The sequence below is a fragment of the Micrococcus sp. Mcc89 genome, assembly GCF_024519795.1.
In the GTDB taxonomy this organism is placed as follows: Bacteria; Actinomycetota; Actinomycetes; order Actinomycetales; family Micrococcaceae; genus Micrococcus; species Micrococcus luteus.
Map to the genome: position 1 here is coordinate 1 of NZ_JALJRI010000042.1, position 16,465 is coordinate 16,465.

The window sequence follows — 16,465 nt, forward strand, 5'->3', positions numbered from 1 at the left end:
CCGCTCGTCTCATCTCAGCCCGGCCCTCGTGCCAAGAACCTCATGACCCACAACACCTAGACTGGGTCCGCCATGGCTGACCTCTTCTCCGCGCTCGGACGCACGCCCCTGAACCTCGACCGCACCCGCCGCCCGGCGGACCCGGAGACCGCCCTGCCCGGGCTCGTGCCCCCGGCCGTCACGCGCGCGGCCGCGGACCCCGAGGCCTGGGGCCAGGACGTCCGGCCGGCCGCGCCGGCGCACACTCCCGAGTCGCTCGTGGCGGGGCTCAACCCGCAGCAGGCCGCCGCGGTGACCCACACGGGGGCGCCGCTGCTGATCGTGGCGGGCGCCGGCTCGGGCAAGACCCGGGTGCTGACCCACCGCATCGCGTGGCTGCTCGCCACCGGCCGGGCGCGGCCGCACGAGATCCTCGCCATCACCTTCACGAACAAGGCCGCCGCGGAGATGCGCGAGCGCGTGGCCGGGCTGATCGGTCCCACCGCCCAGCGGATGTGGATCTCCACGTTCCATTCCTCCGCCGTGCGGCTGCTGCGCAACGAGGCCGCCAACATCGGGCTGAAGTCCACGTTCACCATCTACGACTCGGCGGACAGCCTGCGCCTGGTCACCACCGTCGCCAAGCAGCACGAGCTGGACCCGAAGCGCTTCGCGCCCAAGGCCCTGCTGAACCGCATCAGCTCCCTGAAGAACGAGCTCGTGGAGGCGGACGACTACGCCGCCACCGTGGCCGAGGGGGACCCGTGGGGCCGCGCCGTCGCCGCCGTCTACCGGGACTACACGGCCCGCCTGCGCCAGGCCAACGCCCTGGACTTCGACGACCTGATCGGCATGACGGTCCACATGTTCGAGGCGTTCCCGCGCGTGCTGGACAACTACCGCCGCCGGTTCCGCCACGTCCTCGTGGACGAGTACCAGGACACCAACCACGCCCAGTACCGCCTGATCCGGCTCCTCGCCGGCCCGGCGGGCGACCCCGAGGGCGTGGAGACCCCCGGCGGCGAGCTGACCGTCGTCGGCGACTCGGACCAGTCCATCTACGCGTTCCGCGGCGCGGACATCCGCAACATCGTCGAGTTCGAGCAGGACTTCACGGACGCCGTCACCATCAAGCTCGAGCAGAACTACCGCTCCACGCAGACCATCCTGGACGCCGCCAACGCGGTGATCGAGCGCAACCCGGACCGCCGCCCCAAGCGCCTGTGGACGGCCGAGGGGGAGGGCCCGGCGATCGTCGGCTACGCCGCGGAGAACGAGTCCGCCGAAGCGGAGTGGATCGCCACCACCATCGACCGGCTGCAGGACGAGGACGGGATCCGCCCGGCCGACGTCGCCGTGTTCTACCGGACCAACGCGCAGTCCCGCGCGCTCGAGGAGCGGCTGGTGACGCGCGGCATCCCGTACCGCGTCATCGGCGGCACGCGCTTCTACGACCGCAAGGAGATCAAGGACGCGCTCGCCTACCTGCGGGTGATCGTCAACCCCGACGACGACGTCAACGTGCGCCGCATCCTCAACGAGCCCAAACGGGGCATCGGGGACCGGGCCGAGGGCGCCATCGCCGCGTGGGCCGAGCGCAACCGCTCCACGTTCTCCGCGGCCCTGCGCGACGCCGAGAACGCCCCCGGCATGGCCGCCCGCTCGCTCAAGGCCGTCCGCGGCTTCGTGCAGATGATGGACGACCTCGGCCAGGTCGCCGAGTCCGCCGGCCCGGCCACCGTCCTGGAGGCCGTCCTCGAGCAGTCCGGGATGCTGGCCGCCCTCCGCGAGTCCGAGGACCTGCAGGACGAGTCCCGCGCGGACAACCTCGGCGAGCTCGTCGCCGTCGTCCGCTCCTTCGAGACGACGCACCCGGACGGCACCCTGTCCGACTTCCTCGAGCAGGTGGCGCTCGTGGCGGACGCAGACCAGCTGCCCACGGCCCCGGACGTGGAGGGCGAGGCGCTCGCCGAGCAGCAGGGCCAGGTCACGCTCATGACGCTGCACACCGCCAAGGGCCTCGAGTTCCCCGTGGTGTTCCTGACGGGCATGGAGCACGGGGTGTTCCCGCACGCCCGCTCGATGACGGACGAGAAGGAGCTCGCGGAGGAGCGCCGTCTGGCCTACGTGGGCCTGACGCGCGCCCGCCGTCGCCTGTTCCTGACGCGCGCCGAGGCACGCTCGCTGTGGGGCCAGCACCAGTTCAACCCGCCCAGCCAGTTCCTCGGGGAGATCCCGGAGACGCTCATCGACTGGGAGCGGGAGGGCACCACCCGCTCGGCCGGCTCGTTGAGCCTGACCGGCGCCGGCACCTCGCGCTACGCGGGGCGGTTCGGGGGCGGCCGGCCGGCCTGGCGGTCCCGGGACGACGACGGCGCGCGACCCCAGCGCCTCACCCGCGGGGACGAGCCGGCGGACCTCACGGTGCCCTCCGGCGTGGTGCGCGGGAAGGCGCCGAGCCGGGTGCAGCCGCAGAAGGAGATCGTGGCGCTCAGCCCGGGCGACCGCGTCTCCCACGCCACGTTCGGCGAGGGGCGCGTGGACGCCGTCGCGGGCGCGGGGGACAAGACCGTCGCGACCGTCACCTTCGACGCCACCGGGGCGCAGAAGCGGCTGCTGCTGCGCTACGCCCCGCTGACGAAGGTCGAGGGCTGACGGGACCGGCCCGCCGACCCCCCGGTCGCCCCGGGGCGTGGACTACAGTGAGCCGTGGAACGCCGCCGTCCGCCGCCCCGCCGTGCCCCCGCGCCCGGCCCGGCCACGGAGGGGGCGTCGACGTCGGCCGCGCCCGCGGGCGAGGCCGGCAGACCCTGTCTTCGACCAAGAAGGACACACCACCGTGGACCTGTATGAGTACCAGGCGCGCGATCTGTTCGAGGCGCACGGCGTCCCCGTGCTGGCCGGCATCGTTGCGCAGACCCCGGACGAGGCCAAGGCGGCCGCGGAGAAGATCGGCGGCGTCACCGTCGTCAAGGCGCAGGTGAAGGTCGGCGGCCGCGGCAAGGCCGGCGGCGTGAAGGTCGCCAAGACGGCCGACGAGGCCTACGAGCACGCCAAGGCCATCCTGGGGATGGACATCAAGGGCCACACCGTGCACCAGGTCATGATCGCCCAGGGCGCCGACATCGCCGAGGAGTACTACTTCTCCGTGCTGCTGGACCGCGCCAACCGCACCTACCTGGCCATGTGCTCGGTCGAGGGCGGCATGGAGATCGAGCAGCTCGCCGAGGAGCGCCCCGAGGCCCTCGCCAAGGTGCCCGTCTCCCCGCTGACCGGCATCGACGCCGAGACCGCCCAGAAGATCGTCACCGAGGCGGGCTTCCCCGAGGAGCTGCGCGCCGACGTCGCCGAGGTCATCCAGAAGCTCTGGGAGGTCTTCGAGAAGGAGGACGCCACCCTCGTCGAGGTGAACCCGCTGGTGAAGACCGGCGACGGCACGATCCTCGCCCTGGACGGCAAGGTCTCCCTCGACGACAACGCGGCGTTCCGCCACGAGGACCACGCCGCCCTCGTCGACGAGCGCACCGAGGACCCGCTGGAGGCCAAGGCCAAGGCCAACGGCCTCAACTACGTGAAACTGGACGGCCAGGTCGGCGTGATCGGCAACGGCGCCGGCCTCGTGATGTCCACCCTCGACGTCGTCGCGTACGCCGGCGAGCAGCACGGCGGCGTGAAGCCGGCCAACTTCCTGGACATCGGCGGCGGCGCCAACGCCGAGGTCATGGCCAACGGCCTCGACGTCATCCTGGGCGACGAGCAGGTCAAGTCCGTGTTCGTGAACGTCTTCGGCGGCATCACCGCGTGCGACCAGGTCGCGAACGGCATCGTCAAGGCCCTCGAGATCCTGGGTGACACCGCCACCAAGCCGCTGGTCGTGCGCCTGGACGGCAACGCCGTGGAGGAGGGCCGCCGCATCCTGCAGGAGGCGAACCACCCGCTCGTCACCCTGGCCGCCACCATGGACGAGGGCGCCGACAAGGCCGCCGAGCTCGCCCACTCCGCGAACTGACCGTTCGGAAAGACTGAGGAAACAGCTATGTCGATCTACCTGAACAAGGACTCCAAGGTCATCGTCCAGGGCATCACCGGCGGTGAGGGCACCAAGCACACCCGCCTCATGCTCAAGGCCGGCACGAACATCGTGGGCGGCGTGAACGCCCGCAAGGCCGGCACCACCGTGTCCCACGAGGACAAGGACGGCAACGCCGTCGAGCTGCCCGTCTTCGGCACCGTCAAGGAGGCCATGGAGAAGACCGGTGCGGACGTGTCCGTGGCCTTCGTGCCGCCGGCCTTCGCCAAGGACGCCGCCATCGAGGCCATCGAGGCCGAGATCCCGCTGCTCGTGGTCATCACCGAGGGCATCCCGGTGCAGGACACCGCCGAGTTCTTCGCCCTGTCCCAGTCCAAGACCGGCGAGGACGGCAAGCCGAAGACCCGCATCATCGGCCCGAACTGCCCCGGCGTCATCACCCCGGGCGAGGCCCTGGCGGGCATCACCCCGGCCACCATCACCGGCTCCGGCCCCATCGGCCTCGTGTCCAAGTCCGGCACGCTGACCTACCAGATGATGTACGAGCTGCGTGACTTCGGCTTCTCCACCGCCATCGGCATCGGCGGCGACCCGATCATCGGCACCACCCACATCGACGCCCTCGAGGCGTTCGAGGCCGACCCGGACACCCAGGCCATCGTGATGATCGGCGAGATCGGCGGCGACGCCGAGGAGCGTGCGGCCGAGTTCATCAAGGCCAACGTCACCAAGCCGGTCGTCGGCTACGTGGCCGGCTTCACCGCCCCGGAGGGCAAGACCATGGGCCACGCCGGCGCCATCGTCTCCGGCTCCGCCGGCACCGCGCAGGCCAAGAAGGAGGCCCTCGAGGCCGCGGGCGTGAAGGTCGGCAAGACCCCGTCCGAGACCGCCCAGCTCATGCGGGAGATCCTGCAGGCCCAGGCCTGATCCCGCGGTGGGGGGCGCCGATGCCGGCGCTCCGCACCGGCAGGCGGATGCACCACGGCCCCTGTCCCTCGTCCTGAGGGGCAGGGGCCGTGTGCTGTGCGGGGCGGAGCAGGCGGTGGGCGCCCGTCAGCCCACGTTCGCGCCGAAGAGCAGGCCGAGCACGTACGTCACGGCAGCGGCGCCGAAGCCGATCGCGAGCTGGCGCAGGCCCCGAGCCAGCGGTGAGGAGCCGGACAGCAGCCCGACCACACCGCCGGTGAAGAGCAGGGCCACGCCCACCATCGCCGCCGCCAGGCCCAGGGCCCACAGCCCGGACATGCCGAAGATGTACGGCAGGATCGGGATGAGTGCGCCGGAGGCGAAGAACGCGAAGCTGGACAGGGAGGCGCTCCACGCCGAGCCGATCTCCGCGAAGGAGTCCGAGTGGTCCACCGGCCCCTGGGAGCCGTCGGGACGGGCGGAGAACTGCGGGTTGCAGTCGCACGTGAGATAGCCGAGGCGCTCGAGCGCGCGGTGCTCGGCGTCCTCGGGCGTCATGCCGCGGGCCAGGTAGACGAGCGTGAGCTCGTTGTGGTCCAGGTCCAGGTGCTGGGCCGCCTCGAGGGTGATCTGGGTGGGGGAGGAGGCCTCGAGCAGCTCCCGCTGGGACCGCACCGAGACGTACTCGCCGGCCGCCATGGACAGCGCGCCCGCCAGCAGGCCGGCCACGCCGGTGAACAGCACGACGGACGGCGCCACGCCCGTCGCGCCGATGCCCATCACGAGCGCCAGGTTGGAGACCAGCCCGTCGTTCATGCCGAAGACGGCGGCGCGGAAGTTGCCGGCCAGCTGCTCGCGACCCCGGGCGGCGAGGCCGCGCACGACCTCCTCGTGGATGGCCTCGTCCGCCACCATGCCCTCGGGGGCGTCCTGGTCCTCCGCGTAGGGAGTGTCCGACTCGGCGCGCTGGGCCAGGGCCAGCACGAACACGGAGCCGAAGATCCGCGCGAGCCAGCGCAGCAGGATGCGGTGCAGGGAGGGGCGCGGCGGGTTCTCGGCGTGCTCGCCCAGGAGGGCCCGCCAGTGCTGTTCGTGGCGGCGCTCGGCCTCGGCGAGGCCGAGCAGGATGTCGCGCTCCACGCCGTCCTTGCGAGCGGCGATGTCGCGGTAGATCTGGCCCTCGGCGATCTCGTCGGCGAGGTAGCGGCGCCAGCGTCGGACCTGTTCGCGGGTCGGCTCGGGACGTGCCGCGGGCGTGGCGGTGTGGGCGGGGCTCATGGGGCTCCATCGGATGGGCGGGCGGGGACGGGCGGCGCCGTCGCGGCCGGGCGCGCCCGACCGGCCAGTCTACGCCGTCGCTACCATGGCCGCATGGACGCAGCAGAGACCCCCGACGGCCCCGAGACCGCCGCCCACGACGGCGGCCGGCCGGCCTGGCAGCACCGCCTCCTGGCGGGCGGGGAGGAGCCGGACCCCCGGTTCACGCTCGCCAACGAGCGCACGTTCCTGGCCTGGGTCCGGACGGCGCTGGCGCTGCTGGCCGGCGGGGTCGCGGTGGAGGCGTTCACCGGCGCCCTCTTCGCGCCGCCGGTCCGGGTGGTGCTGAGCACGGTGCTGCTCGTCCTGGCGGCGCTGCTCGCCCTGGGCGCGGGCGCGCGCTGGCTCCGGGTGGAGCGGGCGATGCGCCGCGGCCGTCCGCTGCCGCTGCCGCTGATCGTCCCGGTCCTCGCGGGGGGCGTCGTGCTGGCCGTCGTGGTGCTGCTGGCCGCCGTCGTCCTTCCGCGGGGCTGAGACGATGCGCCTGCATCACGACCCGGGGCTGCAGCCCGAGCGCACCGTGATGAGCTGGGGCCGCACGGTCCTGGCGCTGGGCGTCCTCAGCCTCACGTTCCTGAGGTGGTGGCCGACCGTCGGCGCGTGGGCGTTCGGGCCTGCGGTGGTGGCGGCCGTCGGCGGGGCGGCGGTGCTGGCCACGCAGCGCCGGCGCTACGTGGCGCACGCGGACGGAATCGCGCGGGAGCAGGCCCGGCCGGCCCTGGCGTCGGTGGCCTGCATGGTCGCGCTGGTGGTGGGCTTGGCGGCCCTCGGGATCACCGCCACGCTGCTGCACGCGGCATGATCCGCGGACGACGACGGCGCCCCTCACCTGCGCGGGGCGGGTGAGGGGCGCCGTCGTGCATCCGGAGGCGGACCGCTCAGCGGGCGATCATGCCGTGGGGGTCGATGACGAACTTCTCCAGGGAGCCCTGGTCGAACTCCGCATAGGCCTGCGGTGCCTCGTCCAGGCTGATCACGCGCGGGTTGACCATCTCCGTCAGGTACGGCATCCGATCCCACAGGATCGACATCATCAGCTGGCGGTTGTAGCGCATGACGGGCGCCTGGCCGCCGATGATGTGGGGCGACTTGATCCAGGCCTTGCCGAAGTCCACCGGGAAGGTGCCCTCCTGCTCGGCCTTCGTCTCCGCGATCGGGTCCGGCCCGTAGATGCCGATGATGCCCGTGGCGCCGCCCGGACGGGTGATGTCCAGGACCTGGTTCACGGCGGCGATCGGCTGCATCTCATCGGACGCGGAGCCCAGGCCGTGGGCCTCGGAGCCGACGCAGTCCACCGCGCAGTCCACCATCGGCTCGCCGAGGATGTCGCTCACGGCGTCCTGCAGGTTCTCCGTGGTGGAGAGGTCGATGGTCTCGCAGCCGTGCTTGCGCACCAGCTCCAGTCGCGAGGCGTCCTGGTCGCCCACGATGATGCACGAGGCGCCCAGCAGCCGAGCGGCGGCCGCGGCGCACCGGCCCACGGGGCCGGCACCGGCGATGTAGACGGTGGAGCCGGGCTTGGCGCCGGCCTCCACGAGGCCGTGGAACGCCGTCGGGAGGATGTCCGAGAGCACGGTCAGATCCAGGATCTTCTCCATCGCCTGCTCCTGGTCCGGGAAGCGCAGCAGCTGGAAGTCGGCGTACGGCACGAACAGGTACTCGGCCTGCCCGCCCTGGAAGCCGCCCAGATTGAAGCCGTAGGCGGCGCAGGCCTGGTCCGGGTTGGCGGTCTCGCAGATCTCGGTCCGGCCGGCGCGGCAGTTGCGGCAACGGCCGCAGGCCACGTTGAACGGCACGGAGACGAGGTCGCCCTCCTGCAGGAACTGGACGTCGCTGCCGACCTCCAGCACCTGGCCGGTCATCTCGTGACCCAGCACCATGCCCTCGGGGGCGGGGAAGGACCCGCGGTAGATGTGCAGGTCGCTGCCGCAGATGTTGGTCGCGACGATCTTGAGGATGACACCGTGCGGCGCGGCGGAGCCGTCGGGCATCTCCAGCTTGGGGAAGTCCAGCTCGTCGACGCGCACGTCCTTGATGCCGTGGAATGCCACGGCGCGGTTCTTGGTGGTCATGAGAACTGTTGCCTTTCTGTCTCCAGCGAGGCCCCAGGTGGGGCGAGAGACGGGGCGAACCCGAGGGGGAGTCCCGGTCTCAGGCTGTACGGAGACACTAGGGGCCGGGGGGAGCCCGCGGGAAGGGTCGCCCGCCGCCGCCCGCCGCACCACGTGGCCTCGGCCATCGTGCGGGCGTCGGAGGATCACAGGCCCCGGGAGCGTGGGTCAGACCTGCGCTCGGACCGCGGGGTCGACGCCGTGGCGGGAGCGCACCCGCCAGGCCTCGAGGACCGCGGGGTCGGTGGGCCGGGTCATCAGGCTGAGGAGGACGTACACGACGGCGGAGGCGGCCAGGCCGACGTAGATCGGCTCGTTCGCGAAGACGCCCTCGAAGGGCTCGGCCGCGTTCAGCTCGAGCCAGCCCATGGTGCCGAGGGTGCCCACCGTCCCGACCACCATGGACCACAGGGCCGCCGTGCCGGTGCCGCGCTTCCACACGAGGCCGCCGACGATCGCGACGAACAGGCCGCCCACGAGGATGTCGTACGCGATGGTCAGGGCCGCCACCACGTCCGGGACGACGATCGCCAGCCCCAGCACGACGGCGCCGAGCAGCAGCACCCAGCCGCGGTTCGAGGCGAGCTCCGCCGCGGTCTCCGTGGCCGCGTCCTCGGCGACGGCGCCGTCCTCGGCGGCGGTGGCCTCGCCGCGGAGGATCGGGAGGATGTCGGTGCGCATCACGGTCGAGGCCGCGATGATCGCGCCCGAGGCGGTGGACATCATGGCCGCGACGGCGGCCGCCAGGGCCACGCCGCCCACGCCCACGGGCAGCAGGTTCTGGGCGACCCACGCGAACACGTCGTCCGTGGCGGCGATGTCCGCGGTCACCGTGCGCGCCGCCATGCCGATCACGGCGCCGGCGACGCCGTACACGATGCAGTACAGCCCCGCGGTGGCGCCGCCGATCTGGGCCACGCGCGGGGAGCGGGCCGTGAACACGCGCTGCCAGACGTCCTGGCCGATCAGCAGGCCGAGGGTGTAGATCACGAAGTAGGTGACGATCGACTGCACGCCGATCCCGTCCCAGCTGAAGAACTCGGCGCCCAGGCGCTCCTGCATGGCGCTCCAGCCGCCGGCGTTGGCCAGGGAGAGGGGGAGCATGAGGGCGAACAGGCCGATGGTCATGATGAGGAACTGGGCCATGTCGGCCAGGGTGATGGACCACATGCCGCCGAGCACGGAGTAGGCCAGCACGATGCCGCCGCCCACCAGGACGGACAGCCAGCGGTCCCAGCCGAAGAGCACCACGAAGAGCGACGCGTAGGCGCCCGTGGAGGTGGCGGCGAGCATGAGCGTGTAGGCGAGCATCACGAAGGAGGAGGCGTGGGAGGCCCCGCCACGGCCGTACCGCAGGCGGAGCATCTGCGAGACGGTGTAGATCTTCAGGCGGGCCAGGATCGGGGCGAACGCCACCGACAGGATGAGGACGCCGACGCCGATGGCGGCCACGAGCCACGCGCCGGAGAGCCCGAACTCGTACCCCAGGCCGACGCCGCCCACGGTGGCGGCGCCGCCGAGCACGACGGCGGCCATGGTGCCGGTGAACAGCACCGGCCCGAGGCGGCGGCCCGCCACGAGGTAGTCCTCCGAGCTGGCGGCGCGGGTCTTGCCCCACCAGCCGAAGGCGAGCATGCCGACCAGGTAGACGGCGACGATGGTCAGGTTGAGGGTCACGGGCGGTCTTTGGAGCGAAGGGATCCGAGGCGCCGGGATGCGGTGCGCCGCGGCGGGACACAAGAGATCGTCGTGTTGCCGATCACACGATCCGGGCCTACGGTAAACACATGTTGCTTATCAGACAACATGTCGTCCAGGGTGACATCGGCGATGTCGCCTGGCCGACGTCGGGAGGAGCGCGATGAAGGCCCTCCCGCTCGAGACCGCGCCGGGCCAGGCGCTGATCGGCCGTCGGCTGCGTGCGCTGCGCGAGGCGCGGCGGCTCACCGTGGCCCAGCTGGCCGAGGCGGCCGGCGTCAGCAAGGGCTTCCTCTCCCGCCTCGAGCGGGACCTGACGAGCCCGTCCGTGAGCACGCTCGTGACCCTGTGCCAGGTGCTCGGCGCGAGCCCGGGCGACGTCCTGGACGCGCCCGAGGTGACGGTCGTGCGCCTCGCCGACGCCCCCGCGGTCAACCTCGGCGGCGAGGGCATCCGCGAGCGCCTGATCACCCCGCGCGGCAGTCGTGACCTGCAGATCCTGCGCGCTGACATCGCGCCGCGCGGCCGCGGGGAGGCGGAGCTGTACACCGTGGACTGCCGCGTGGAGGCGGTGCACGTGGTCACCGGCCGCCTCGAGCTGCGGACCACCGAGGCCGTGCACCTGTTGGAGGAGGGGGACACCGTCACCTTCCCCGGCCGCGAGCCCCACTCGTGGGCCAATCCGGACGACCGCCCCGCCGTCGTGCTGTGGACCCTCGTGGGCCACGCGTGACCCCGTCCGGCGCGCCCACACCGGACAGACCAGACCGACCAGACCGAACCGAACCGCCCAGAGAGGACATCCAGATGCTCGAGATCCCCCGCGTCGAGGACAACGGCCGCCTCGGCCCCGTGAACTCCGCCCTCGTGCCCCGCTACGGCGGCACCCCCACCTACGCGCTGCTGCCGCGCCTGGACGAGGCGGCCGCGGCCGGCGTCGCCCCGGAGATCAAGGTGGTCGGCGTACCGTTCGACGCCGGCGTCTCCTACCGCCCCGGTGCACGCTTCGGGTCCGGCCACGTGCGGCAGTCCTCGCGGCTGCTGCGCCCGTACAACCCCGCCACGGACACCTCGCCCTTCGCGCAGGCCCAGGTGGTGGACGCCGGGGACATGGCGGTGAACCCGTTCGACATCGGCGAGGCCATCGAGGCGATCCAGCAGGACGCGATGGACCTCACCGAGGACGGCTCCTCGCTCATGACCATCGGCGGCGACCACACCATCGCGCTGCCGCTGCTGCGCGCCGCCTCCGCCCGGGCGGGCGAGCCCGTTGCCCTGCTGCACTTCGACGCCCACCTGGACACGTGGGACACCTACTTCGGGGCCGAGTACACCCACGGCACGCCGTTCCGCCGCGCCGTGGAGGAGGGGATCCTGGACACCGAGGCCATCTCGCATGTGGGCACGCGCGGTCCGCTCTACGGCAAGAAGGACCTCGACGACGACCACCGCATGGGCTTCGGCATCGTCACCTCCTCGGACGTGTTCCGTCAGGGCGTGGACGAGATCGTGGACCAGCTGCGCCAGCGCATCGGGGGTCGGCCGCTCTACATCTCGGTGGACATCGACGTCCTCGACCCCGCGCACGCGCCGGGCACCGGCACCCCCGAGGCCGGCGGCATCACGAGCCGCGAGCTGCTCGAGATCCTGCGTGGGCTGCGCGGGCTCGACATCGTGGGCGCAGACCTGGTGGAGGTGGCCCCGGCCTACGACCACGCCGAGCTGACCGGCGTCGCCGCCTCCCATGTGGCCTACGACCTCATCTCCCTGATGGCCGACCGCCGCGCCACCCGCGCGGCCGCCGGTGAGGAGTCGGCCCGATGAGCGACGAGCAGACGACGACGGCGGCCCCGCGGCGCAACGGCGGCGACCTCGCCGTCGAGACGCTCCACGCCCTGGGCGCACGGACGGTCTTCGGCATCCCGGGCCAACACGCCCTCGGCCTCTTCGACGCCCTGTCCCGCTCCCCGCTGGAGTTCGTCTCGAACCGCGTGGAGAACAACGCCGCCTTCGCCGCGGACGGATACGCCCGGGCCACCGGCGAGGTCGGCGTCCTGTTCCTCTCCACCGGCCCGGGCGCCCTCACCTCACTGGCCGGCCTGCAGGAGGCGTACGCCACGGGCGTGCCGATGCTCGTGGTCGCCTCGCAGATCCCGCTGTCCGGGCTCGGCGCCCGGCGCAAGGGCATGCTGCACCAGCTGGACGACCAGAAGGCCTCGGCCCGCAACGTCACCAAGGCCCAGTTCACGGTCCACCACGCCTCGGGCATCCCGTCCGCCATCCAGGACGCGTGGGCCGAGGCCATCACCGTGCCGCAGGGGCCGGTGTGGGTCGAGATCCCGCAGGACGTGCTGCTCGGCGAGGTCATGGTGCCCCCGGTCGAGGACGCCCTGGCCGTGCCCTACGACCACCCGCCGCGCGCCGAGCTCGTGGCCGAGTCCGCACGCTGGCTGCGCGGGGCCGGGCGGGTGGCGATCGTGGCCGGCGGCGGTGTGCGCCGCTCCGGCCGGGCCGCGATGGAGAGCCTGCGGGAGGTCGCGGAGCTGCTCCAGGCACCCGTGGTCTGCTCGCCGGGCGGCAACACCGCCTTCCCGTGGGAGCACCCGCTCAGCCTCGGCGGCTGGGTGGAGGACCGCCTCGTCACAGACCTGCTCGAGGACGCGGAGGTGCTGCTCGTGGTCGGCTCCTCGCTCGGCGAGGTCACCTCGAACTACTTCACGCTCGAGCCGCGCGGCCGCCTCATCCAGGTGGACGCGGAGCCGCGCGTGCTGGAGACCAACCACCCCACGCTGGGTGTGCGCGCCGACGCCGGCCAGGCGCTCGAGGCGCTCGCCGCGGCGCTGCGCGAGTCGGGCTCGGTGGCGCAGGACGCCGCCGTCTGGCACGGCCGCACCCCGGCCGAGGTGGTCGCCGACGTCAACGCGCGCATCACCGCCCGCCTCGATGCCCAGGACCTCGGCGTGGAGCGCCGGCTCCTGGCGGACATCCGCGCCGCCGTTCCGTCGACCATGCAGACGTACTGGGACATGACCATCGCCGCCTACTGGGCGTGGAACTGCTGGGACGCGCAGGACGGCGAGTTCCACTCGGCGCAGGGTGCCGGAGGGCTCGGCTACGGGTTCCCGGCCGCGTTCGGCGGCGCGGTGGGCCTGGCCCACCAGGGACGCACCGGGATCGACGGGCGCGTGCTCGCCGTCGCCGGCGACGGCTCGGCGATGTACTCCCTCGCCGAGCTCGCGGCCGCCAGACAGCACGGCGCGGCGGTGACGTGGCTGATCATCGACGACGGCGGATACGGCATCCTGCGCGAGTACATGGAGGGCGCGTTCGGCAAGGCCACGGCCACCGAGCTCGACAGGCCGGACTTCCAGGCCCTCGCCGCCTCCTTCGGCGTGCCCGCCGAGACGGTGGGAGTGGAGGACGTGCGCGGCGCGCTCGAGCGCGCGTTCCAGGCGGACGGGCCGAACGTCGTGGTGGTGCAGACCCGCCTGGCGATGTGGGCGCCGAGCCACCTGGGGGAGGCCCCGGAGGTCTGAGACGGCCCGGCGCCGGAATCGCTGACTCGACCCTGAGAGTGTGCGCCACCTTTCCAGGTGCATGTTTCAGCAACGGAGCTGGACCGGCAGGTAGTTGAGGCGTCGACCGAGGCGCCGGCGGTCCCGCCCGTGTCGGAAACCGCCCAGGAGATGTCCTGGAACCATCCCGCCGATCTCACGAAAACGTCCGGCATCCGTTGCCATGCTGGCATCTCGACGCGACCCGCCACCTGGCGGGCGCCCCACGAGAGGAGCTCCATGGCCCCCTGGCTCCCGACCCGCTCCCGTCGTCCCTTCCCCCAGGTCACCGAGGCAGGCGAGGTCCCCGCCGTCACGCCCACCTTCGAGGGCCGGGCCTCCCACCCCCCGGCCGAGGACGTCGAGGACCAGGGCGCCGCCTTCGACGTCGGCACGCTCGTCTCCCGCCGCAACGCGCTGGGCATCTTCGGCGCGGGGGCGGGGGCCCTCGTCCTCGCCGCGTGCGGAGTCCAGGAGGGCGCCTCGTCCTCCTCCAGCTCGACGTCGGCGAGCGCCGGCTCCTCGTCACCCGCGGCCTCCTCCTCGTCGGCGGCGAGCGCCTCGCCGTCCGCCACCCTGACCGAGATGGTCACCGAGACCGCAGGCCCGTACCCGGGCGACGGCTCCAACGGCCCGGACGTGCTCGACGCGTCCGGCATCGAACGCTCCGACCTGACCACGAGCATCGACACGGGCACCGTCGCCGAGGGCGTCCCGCTGACGGTGACGATGAACGTGATCGACATGGCCAACGGCGACGCCGCGATGACCGGCGCCGCCGTGTACCTCTGGCACGCCGACGCGCAGGGCCGCTACTCGATGTACTCGGACGGCATCACGGAGGAGACCTACCTGCGCGGCGTCCAGGTGGTGGGCGACGACGGCACGGTCACCTTCACCACGGTGTGGCCCGGCTGCTACGACGGCCGGTGGCCCCATCTGCACTTCGAGGTGTTCCCCGACAAGGCGTCCATCACGGACGCGACGAACAACGTCCTCACCTCCCAGATCGCCATGCCCGAGGAGCAGTCCTCGCAGGTCTATGCCACCTCAGCCTACGACGGGTCGACGGCGAACTTCGCCAAGGTCAGCCTCGAGACGGACAACGTCTTCTCGGACGGCTACGAGACGCAGCTGCCGCAGATCACGGGCTCCGTGGAAAAGGGCTTCGCCATCACCATCGACGTCCCGATCGACACCACCACTGAGCAGGAGCAGGGCGGGATGGGCGGGCCCGGCGGTGGCCAGCCCCCGGCGGGCGGCGAGGGCGGCCAGCCCCCGGCGCAGCCCTGAGCCCGGCGGACGTGGGCTGAGCCGTCCGGCTCAGCCCACGCGTCCTGCCGGCGGCTCAGTCGGTCTGGGACTCGTTGCGCTCGGGGTGCGGGCCGAACACGAAGTGGCGGCCGGACACGCGCTGGACGTCCACGCGGACGTAGAAGTCCTTCAGCGTCGGCACCCACGGTTCGATGCCGAGGGACTCGGCCTCCGCGATCTCCGCCTCCGTGTCCAGGCGGCGCGCGGTGCCGTGCACGAGCACGGACCAGGCCTGGTCGGCCAGGATCCCGTCGGCCTGCACCACGACGCGCGGGTTCACCGTGAGCTCGGCGAGCTTCGAGCCGGGCGCGGTGCGGAAGTAGATGGCGCCGTCGTGGGCCCGCACGTTCACCGGCACGATGTCCGGCCGCCCGTCCACGGCCAGCCCGAGGCGCGCGTGGCCCACGCGGCCCAGCAGTCGCCAGACCTGGTCCTCGTCCAGCACCAGGACGGCCTCGCCGTCCGGGTGCTCGAACATCAGGTGGTCCCCGGGCTCCGCGACCGGATCGGGGCGCTGCATCGACGGGGCGTCGTCGGTGTCGTGGTGCTGCTGGGTCATCGGGGCCTCCTGGCATGCCGGGACGGGCGCCGTCGGGCGCGGCGCTGAGATCGGGCTCACATCCACTCTATACATGGTCGGTCGCCCGCGAGGCGACGATGTCACCCAGCACCGCCGCCGTCGTCGGCGCCTCGCGGCCCGGGGCGACGGCGAGCGCGAACGGGCACGTGTGGGCGCGCGGGCCGTCGTCGACGAGCCGGCCCGACGACGGCGCGGCCGGGTCCGGCGTGAGCCACCTGCCCCCGGCGCGGCGCAGGATCAGCTGCCCCGCCGCGACGTCCCAGGGCTTGGTGTCCACGTACAGCGCGGCGTCGGCCCAGCCCGCCGCCGTGTGGGCGAGCTCGAGGGCGCCGGAGACGGTGCGGCGCACGGTCGCGTGGGCGGTCACGAGCCGCCCGAAGCGGCGCAGCGCGTCCTCGCCCTCGCGCGCGAGCGCCTCGCCCGCCGGATAGGAGGTCACGAGGTTCTGGGCGCGCTCGCCGCCGGCCGGCGCCGGCCGGCCGACCTCGGCCAGCGGGCGCTCCGGCCCGTCGCCGCGGGTGAGGTAGGCGCCGTCCGCGTCGGCGGAGAACGCCAGCCGGCCCACGGGGTCCAGCACGACGCCGGCCACCACCTCGCCGTCGACCTCGGCGGCCAGGGACACCGAGAACATCGCGAAGCCGTGTGTGAAGTTGGAGGTGCCGTCGATGGGGTCGACGATCCAGGTCAGCCGGGCGGCCTCACCGGTGCCGGCCTGCGCCCCGAGCTCCTCGCCGAGCACGCCGGAGCCGGGGACCGCCGTCGTGAGCGCGGCGACGAGCCGGGCCTCGGTGTGTCGGTCGTGCACGGTGACGAGGTCGTGGTGCGTGGTCTTGGCCTCGGGCCCGATGGCGGTGGGGGAGCGGAAGGCGGCGGCGAGGTCGCCGACGACCGCGCGGGCGGCGTCGAGGGCGATCGCGCGCAGCTCGGCGGGGCAGGGCAGGGCGGGGCTCATGCCCCGAGCCTAGGCGGGGGCCCG

At 73.0% G+C, this 16,465-nt stretch carries 14 protein-coding genes; 9 read left to right on the forward strand and 5 right to left on the reverse strand.

Annotation, left to right across the window (positions count from 1 at the left end; genetic code table 11):
* Positions 1–72 precede the first annotated feature (72 nt).
* The 3 genes from pcrA to sucD all read left to right on the forward strand — a co-directional run bounded on the left by pcrA (position 73) and on the right by sucD (position 4,936).
* Positions 73–2,634: a DNA helicase PcrA gene (pcrA, locus tag NR072_RS05325; RefSeq protein WP_256836422.1), complete on the forward strand. Its 2,562-nt coding sequence runs from the start codon at positions 73–75 to the stop codon at positions 2,632–2,634.
* A gap of 184 nt (positions 2,635–2,818) precedes the next feature.
* The gene (sucC, locus tag NR072_RS05330) at positions 2,819–3,988 is read left to right on the forward strand and encodes an ADP-forming succinate--CoA ligase subunit beta (RefSeq protein WP_044659021.1); all 1,170 of its coding nucleotides are present in this window, start codon (positions 2,819–2,821) and stop codon (positions 3,986–3,988) included.
* Between the two features lie 27 nt (positions 3,989–4,015).
* Positions 4,016–4,936: a succinate--CoA ligase subunit alpha gene (sucD, locus tag NR072_RS05335; RefSeq protein ID WP_044659020.1), complete on the forward strand. Its 921-nt coding sequence runs from the start codon at positions 4,016–4,018 to the stop codon at positions 4,934–4,936.
* Between the two features lie 126 nt (positions 4,937–5,062).
* Here sucD and NR072_RS05340 read toward each other — a convergent pair whose 3' ends face one another.
* On the reverse strand, positions 5,063–6,193 hold the full coding sequence (locus NR072_RS05340; RefSeq protein WP_041103056.1) for a VIT1/CCC1 transporter family protein: 1,131 nt from the start codon (positions 6,191–6,193) through the stop codon (positions 5,063–5,065).
* Between the two features lie 93 nt (positions 6,194–6,286).
* Between NR072_RS05340 and NR072_RS05345 the strand changes: the two genes are divergently transcribed.
* Both NR072_RS05345 and NR072_RS05350 read left to right on the forward strand, forming a co-directional pair.
* Complete coding sequence (locus NR072_RS05345; protein ID WP_041103054.1) at positions 6,287–6,706, forward strand: YidH family protein; 420 nt, start codon at positions 6,287–6,289, stop codon at positions 6,704–6,706.
* A 4-nt stretch (positions 6,707–6,710) separates the two neighbouring features.
* Positions 6,711–7,034, forward strand: a complete 324-nt coding sequence (locus tag NR072_RS05350) for a DUF202 domain-containing protein (protein WP_041103052.1) — start codon at positions 6,711–6,713, stop codon at positions 7,032–7,034.
* Between the two features lie 76 nt (positions 7,035–7,110).
* Here NR072_RS05350 and NR072_RS05355 read toward each other — a convergent pair whose 3' ends face one another.
* Both NR072_RS05355 and NR072_RS05360 read right to left on the reverse strand, forming a co-directional pair.
* Positions 7,111–8,304, reverse strand: coding sequence for an alcohol dehydrogenase catalytic domain-containing protein (locus NR072_RS05355; RefSeq protein ID WP_041103050.1), 1,194 nt, complete (start codon positions 8,302–8,304; stop codon positions 7,111–7,113).
* A gap of 207 nt (positions 8,305–8,511) precedes the next feature.
* Complete coding sequence (locus tag NR072_RS05360; protein ID WP_041103048.1) at positions 8,512–10,020, reverse strand: sodium:solute symporter; 1,509 nt, start codon at positions 10,018–10,020, stop codon at positions 8,512–8,514.
* A 184-nt stretch (positions 10,021–10,204) separates the two neighbouring features.
* Here NR072_RS05360 and NR072_RS05365 point away from each other — a divergent pair, with 184 nt between their 5' ends.
* The 4 genes from NR072_RS05365 to NR072_RS05380 all read left to right on the forward strand — a co-directional run bounded on the left by NR072_RS05365 (position 10,205) and on the right by NR072_RS05380 (position 14,888).
* Positions 10,205–10,774 (forward strand): XRE family transcriptional regulator, encoded by a 570-nt coding sequence (locus NR072_RS05365; protein ID WP_041103047.1) that lies wholly within the window; start codon positions 10,205–10,207, stop codon positions 10,772–10,774.
* 74 nt (positions 10,775–10,848) lie between these two features.
* Positions 10,849–11,865 (forward strand): agmatinase, encoded by a 1,017-nt coding sequence (gene speB, locus NR072_RS05370; protein ID WP_041103046.1) that lies wholly within the window; start codon positions 10,849–10,851, stop codon positions 11,863–11,865.
* Entirely contained in the window at positions 11,862–13,577 is a 1,716-nt protein-coding gene (locus NR072_RS05375) for a thiamine pyrophosphate-binding protein (protein ID WP_041103045.1), read from the forward strand. Before speB ends, NR072_RS05375 begins: the two co-directional genes overlap by 4 nt.
* A 258-nt stretch (positions 13,578–13,835) precedes the next feature.
* Positions 13,836–14,888, forward strand: a complete 1,053-nt coding sequence (locus NR072_RS05380) for an intradiol ring-cleavage dioxygenase (protein WP_041103041.1) — start codon at positions 13,836–13,838, stop codon at positions 14,886–14,888.
* Between the two features lie 55 nt (positions 14,889–14,943).
* Here NR072_RS05380 and NR072_RS05385 read toward each other — a convergent pair whose 3' ends face one another.
* Together NR072_RS05385 and NR072_RS05390 are read right to left on the reverse strand one after the other, a co-directional pair.
* Positions 14,944–15,468 carry a pyridoxamine 5'-phosphate oxidase family protein gene (locus NR072_RS05385; RefSeq protein ID WP_020621599.1) on the reverse strand — a complete coding sequence of 175 codons (525 nt, stop codon included), beginning with the start codon at positions 15,466–15,468 and terminating at the stop codon, positions 14,944–14,946.
* A gap of 67 nt (positions 15,469–15,535) precedes the next feature.
* Positions 15,536–16,441: an inositol monophosphatase gene (locus tag NR072_RS05390; RefSeq protein ID WP_041103040.1), complete on the reverse strand. Its 906-nt coding sequence runs from the start codon at positions 16,439–16,441 to the stop codon at positions 15,536–15,538.
* Positions 16,442–16,465: the final 24 nt, after the last annotated feature.

Excerpts from the sequence above, each read along its gene's own strand:
- pcrA (WP_256836422.1), top strand. The coding sequence starts at position 73 with ATGGCTGACCTCTTCTCCGCGCTCGGACGCACGCCCCTGAACCTCGAC.
- sucD (WP_044659020.1), top strand. The coding sequence starts at position 4,016 with ATGTCGATCTACCTGAACAAGGACTCCAAGGTCATCGTCCAGGGCATC.
- NR072_RS05340 (WP_041103056.1), bottom strand. The coding sequence starts at position 6,193 with ATGAGCCCCGCCCACACCGCCACGCCCGCGGCACGTCCCGAGCCGACC.
- NR072_RS05345 (WP_041103054.1), top strand. The coding sequence starts at position 6,287 with ATGGACGCAGCAGAGACCCCCGACGGCCCCGAGACCGCCGCCCACGAC.
- NR072_RS05350 (WP_041103052.1), top strand. The coding sequence starts at position 6,711 with ATGCGCCTGCATCACGACCCGGGGCTGCAGCCCGAGCGCACCGTGATG.
- NR072_RS05355 (WP_041103050.1), bottom strand. The coding sequence starts at position 8,304 with ATGACCACCAAGAACCGCGCCGTGGCATTCCACGGCATCAAGGACGTG.
- NR072_RS05365 (WP_041103047.1), top strand. The coding sequence starts at position 10,205 with ATGAAGGCCCTCCCGCTCGAGACCGCGCCGGGCCAGGCGCTGATCGGC.
- speB (WP_041103046.1), top strand. The coding sequence starts at position 10,849 with ATGCTCGAGATCCCCCGCGTCGAGGACAACGGCCGCCTCGGCCCCGTG.
- NR072_RS05375 (WP_041103045.1), top strand. The coding sequence starts at position 11,862 with ATGAGCGACGAGCAGACGACGACGGCGGCCCCGCGGCGCAACGGCGGC.
- NR072_RS05380 (WP_041103041.1), top strand. The coding sequence starts at position 13,836 with ATGGCCCCCTGGCTCCCGACCCGCTCCCGTCGTCCCTTCCCCCAGGTC.
- NR072_RS05385 (WP_020621599.1), bottom strand. The coding sequence starts at position 15,468 with ATGACCCAGCAGCACCACGACACCGACGACGCCCCGTCGATGCAGCGC.
- NR072_RS05390 (WP_041103040.1), bottom strand. The coding sequence starts at position 16,441 with ATGAGCCCCGCCCTGCCCTGCCCCGCCGAGCTGCGCGCGATCGCCCTC.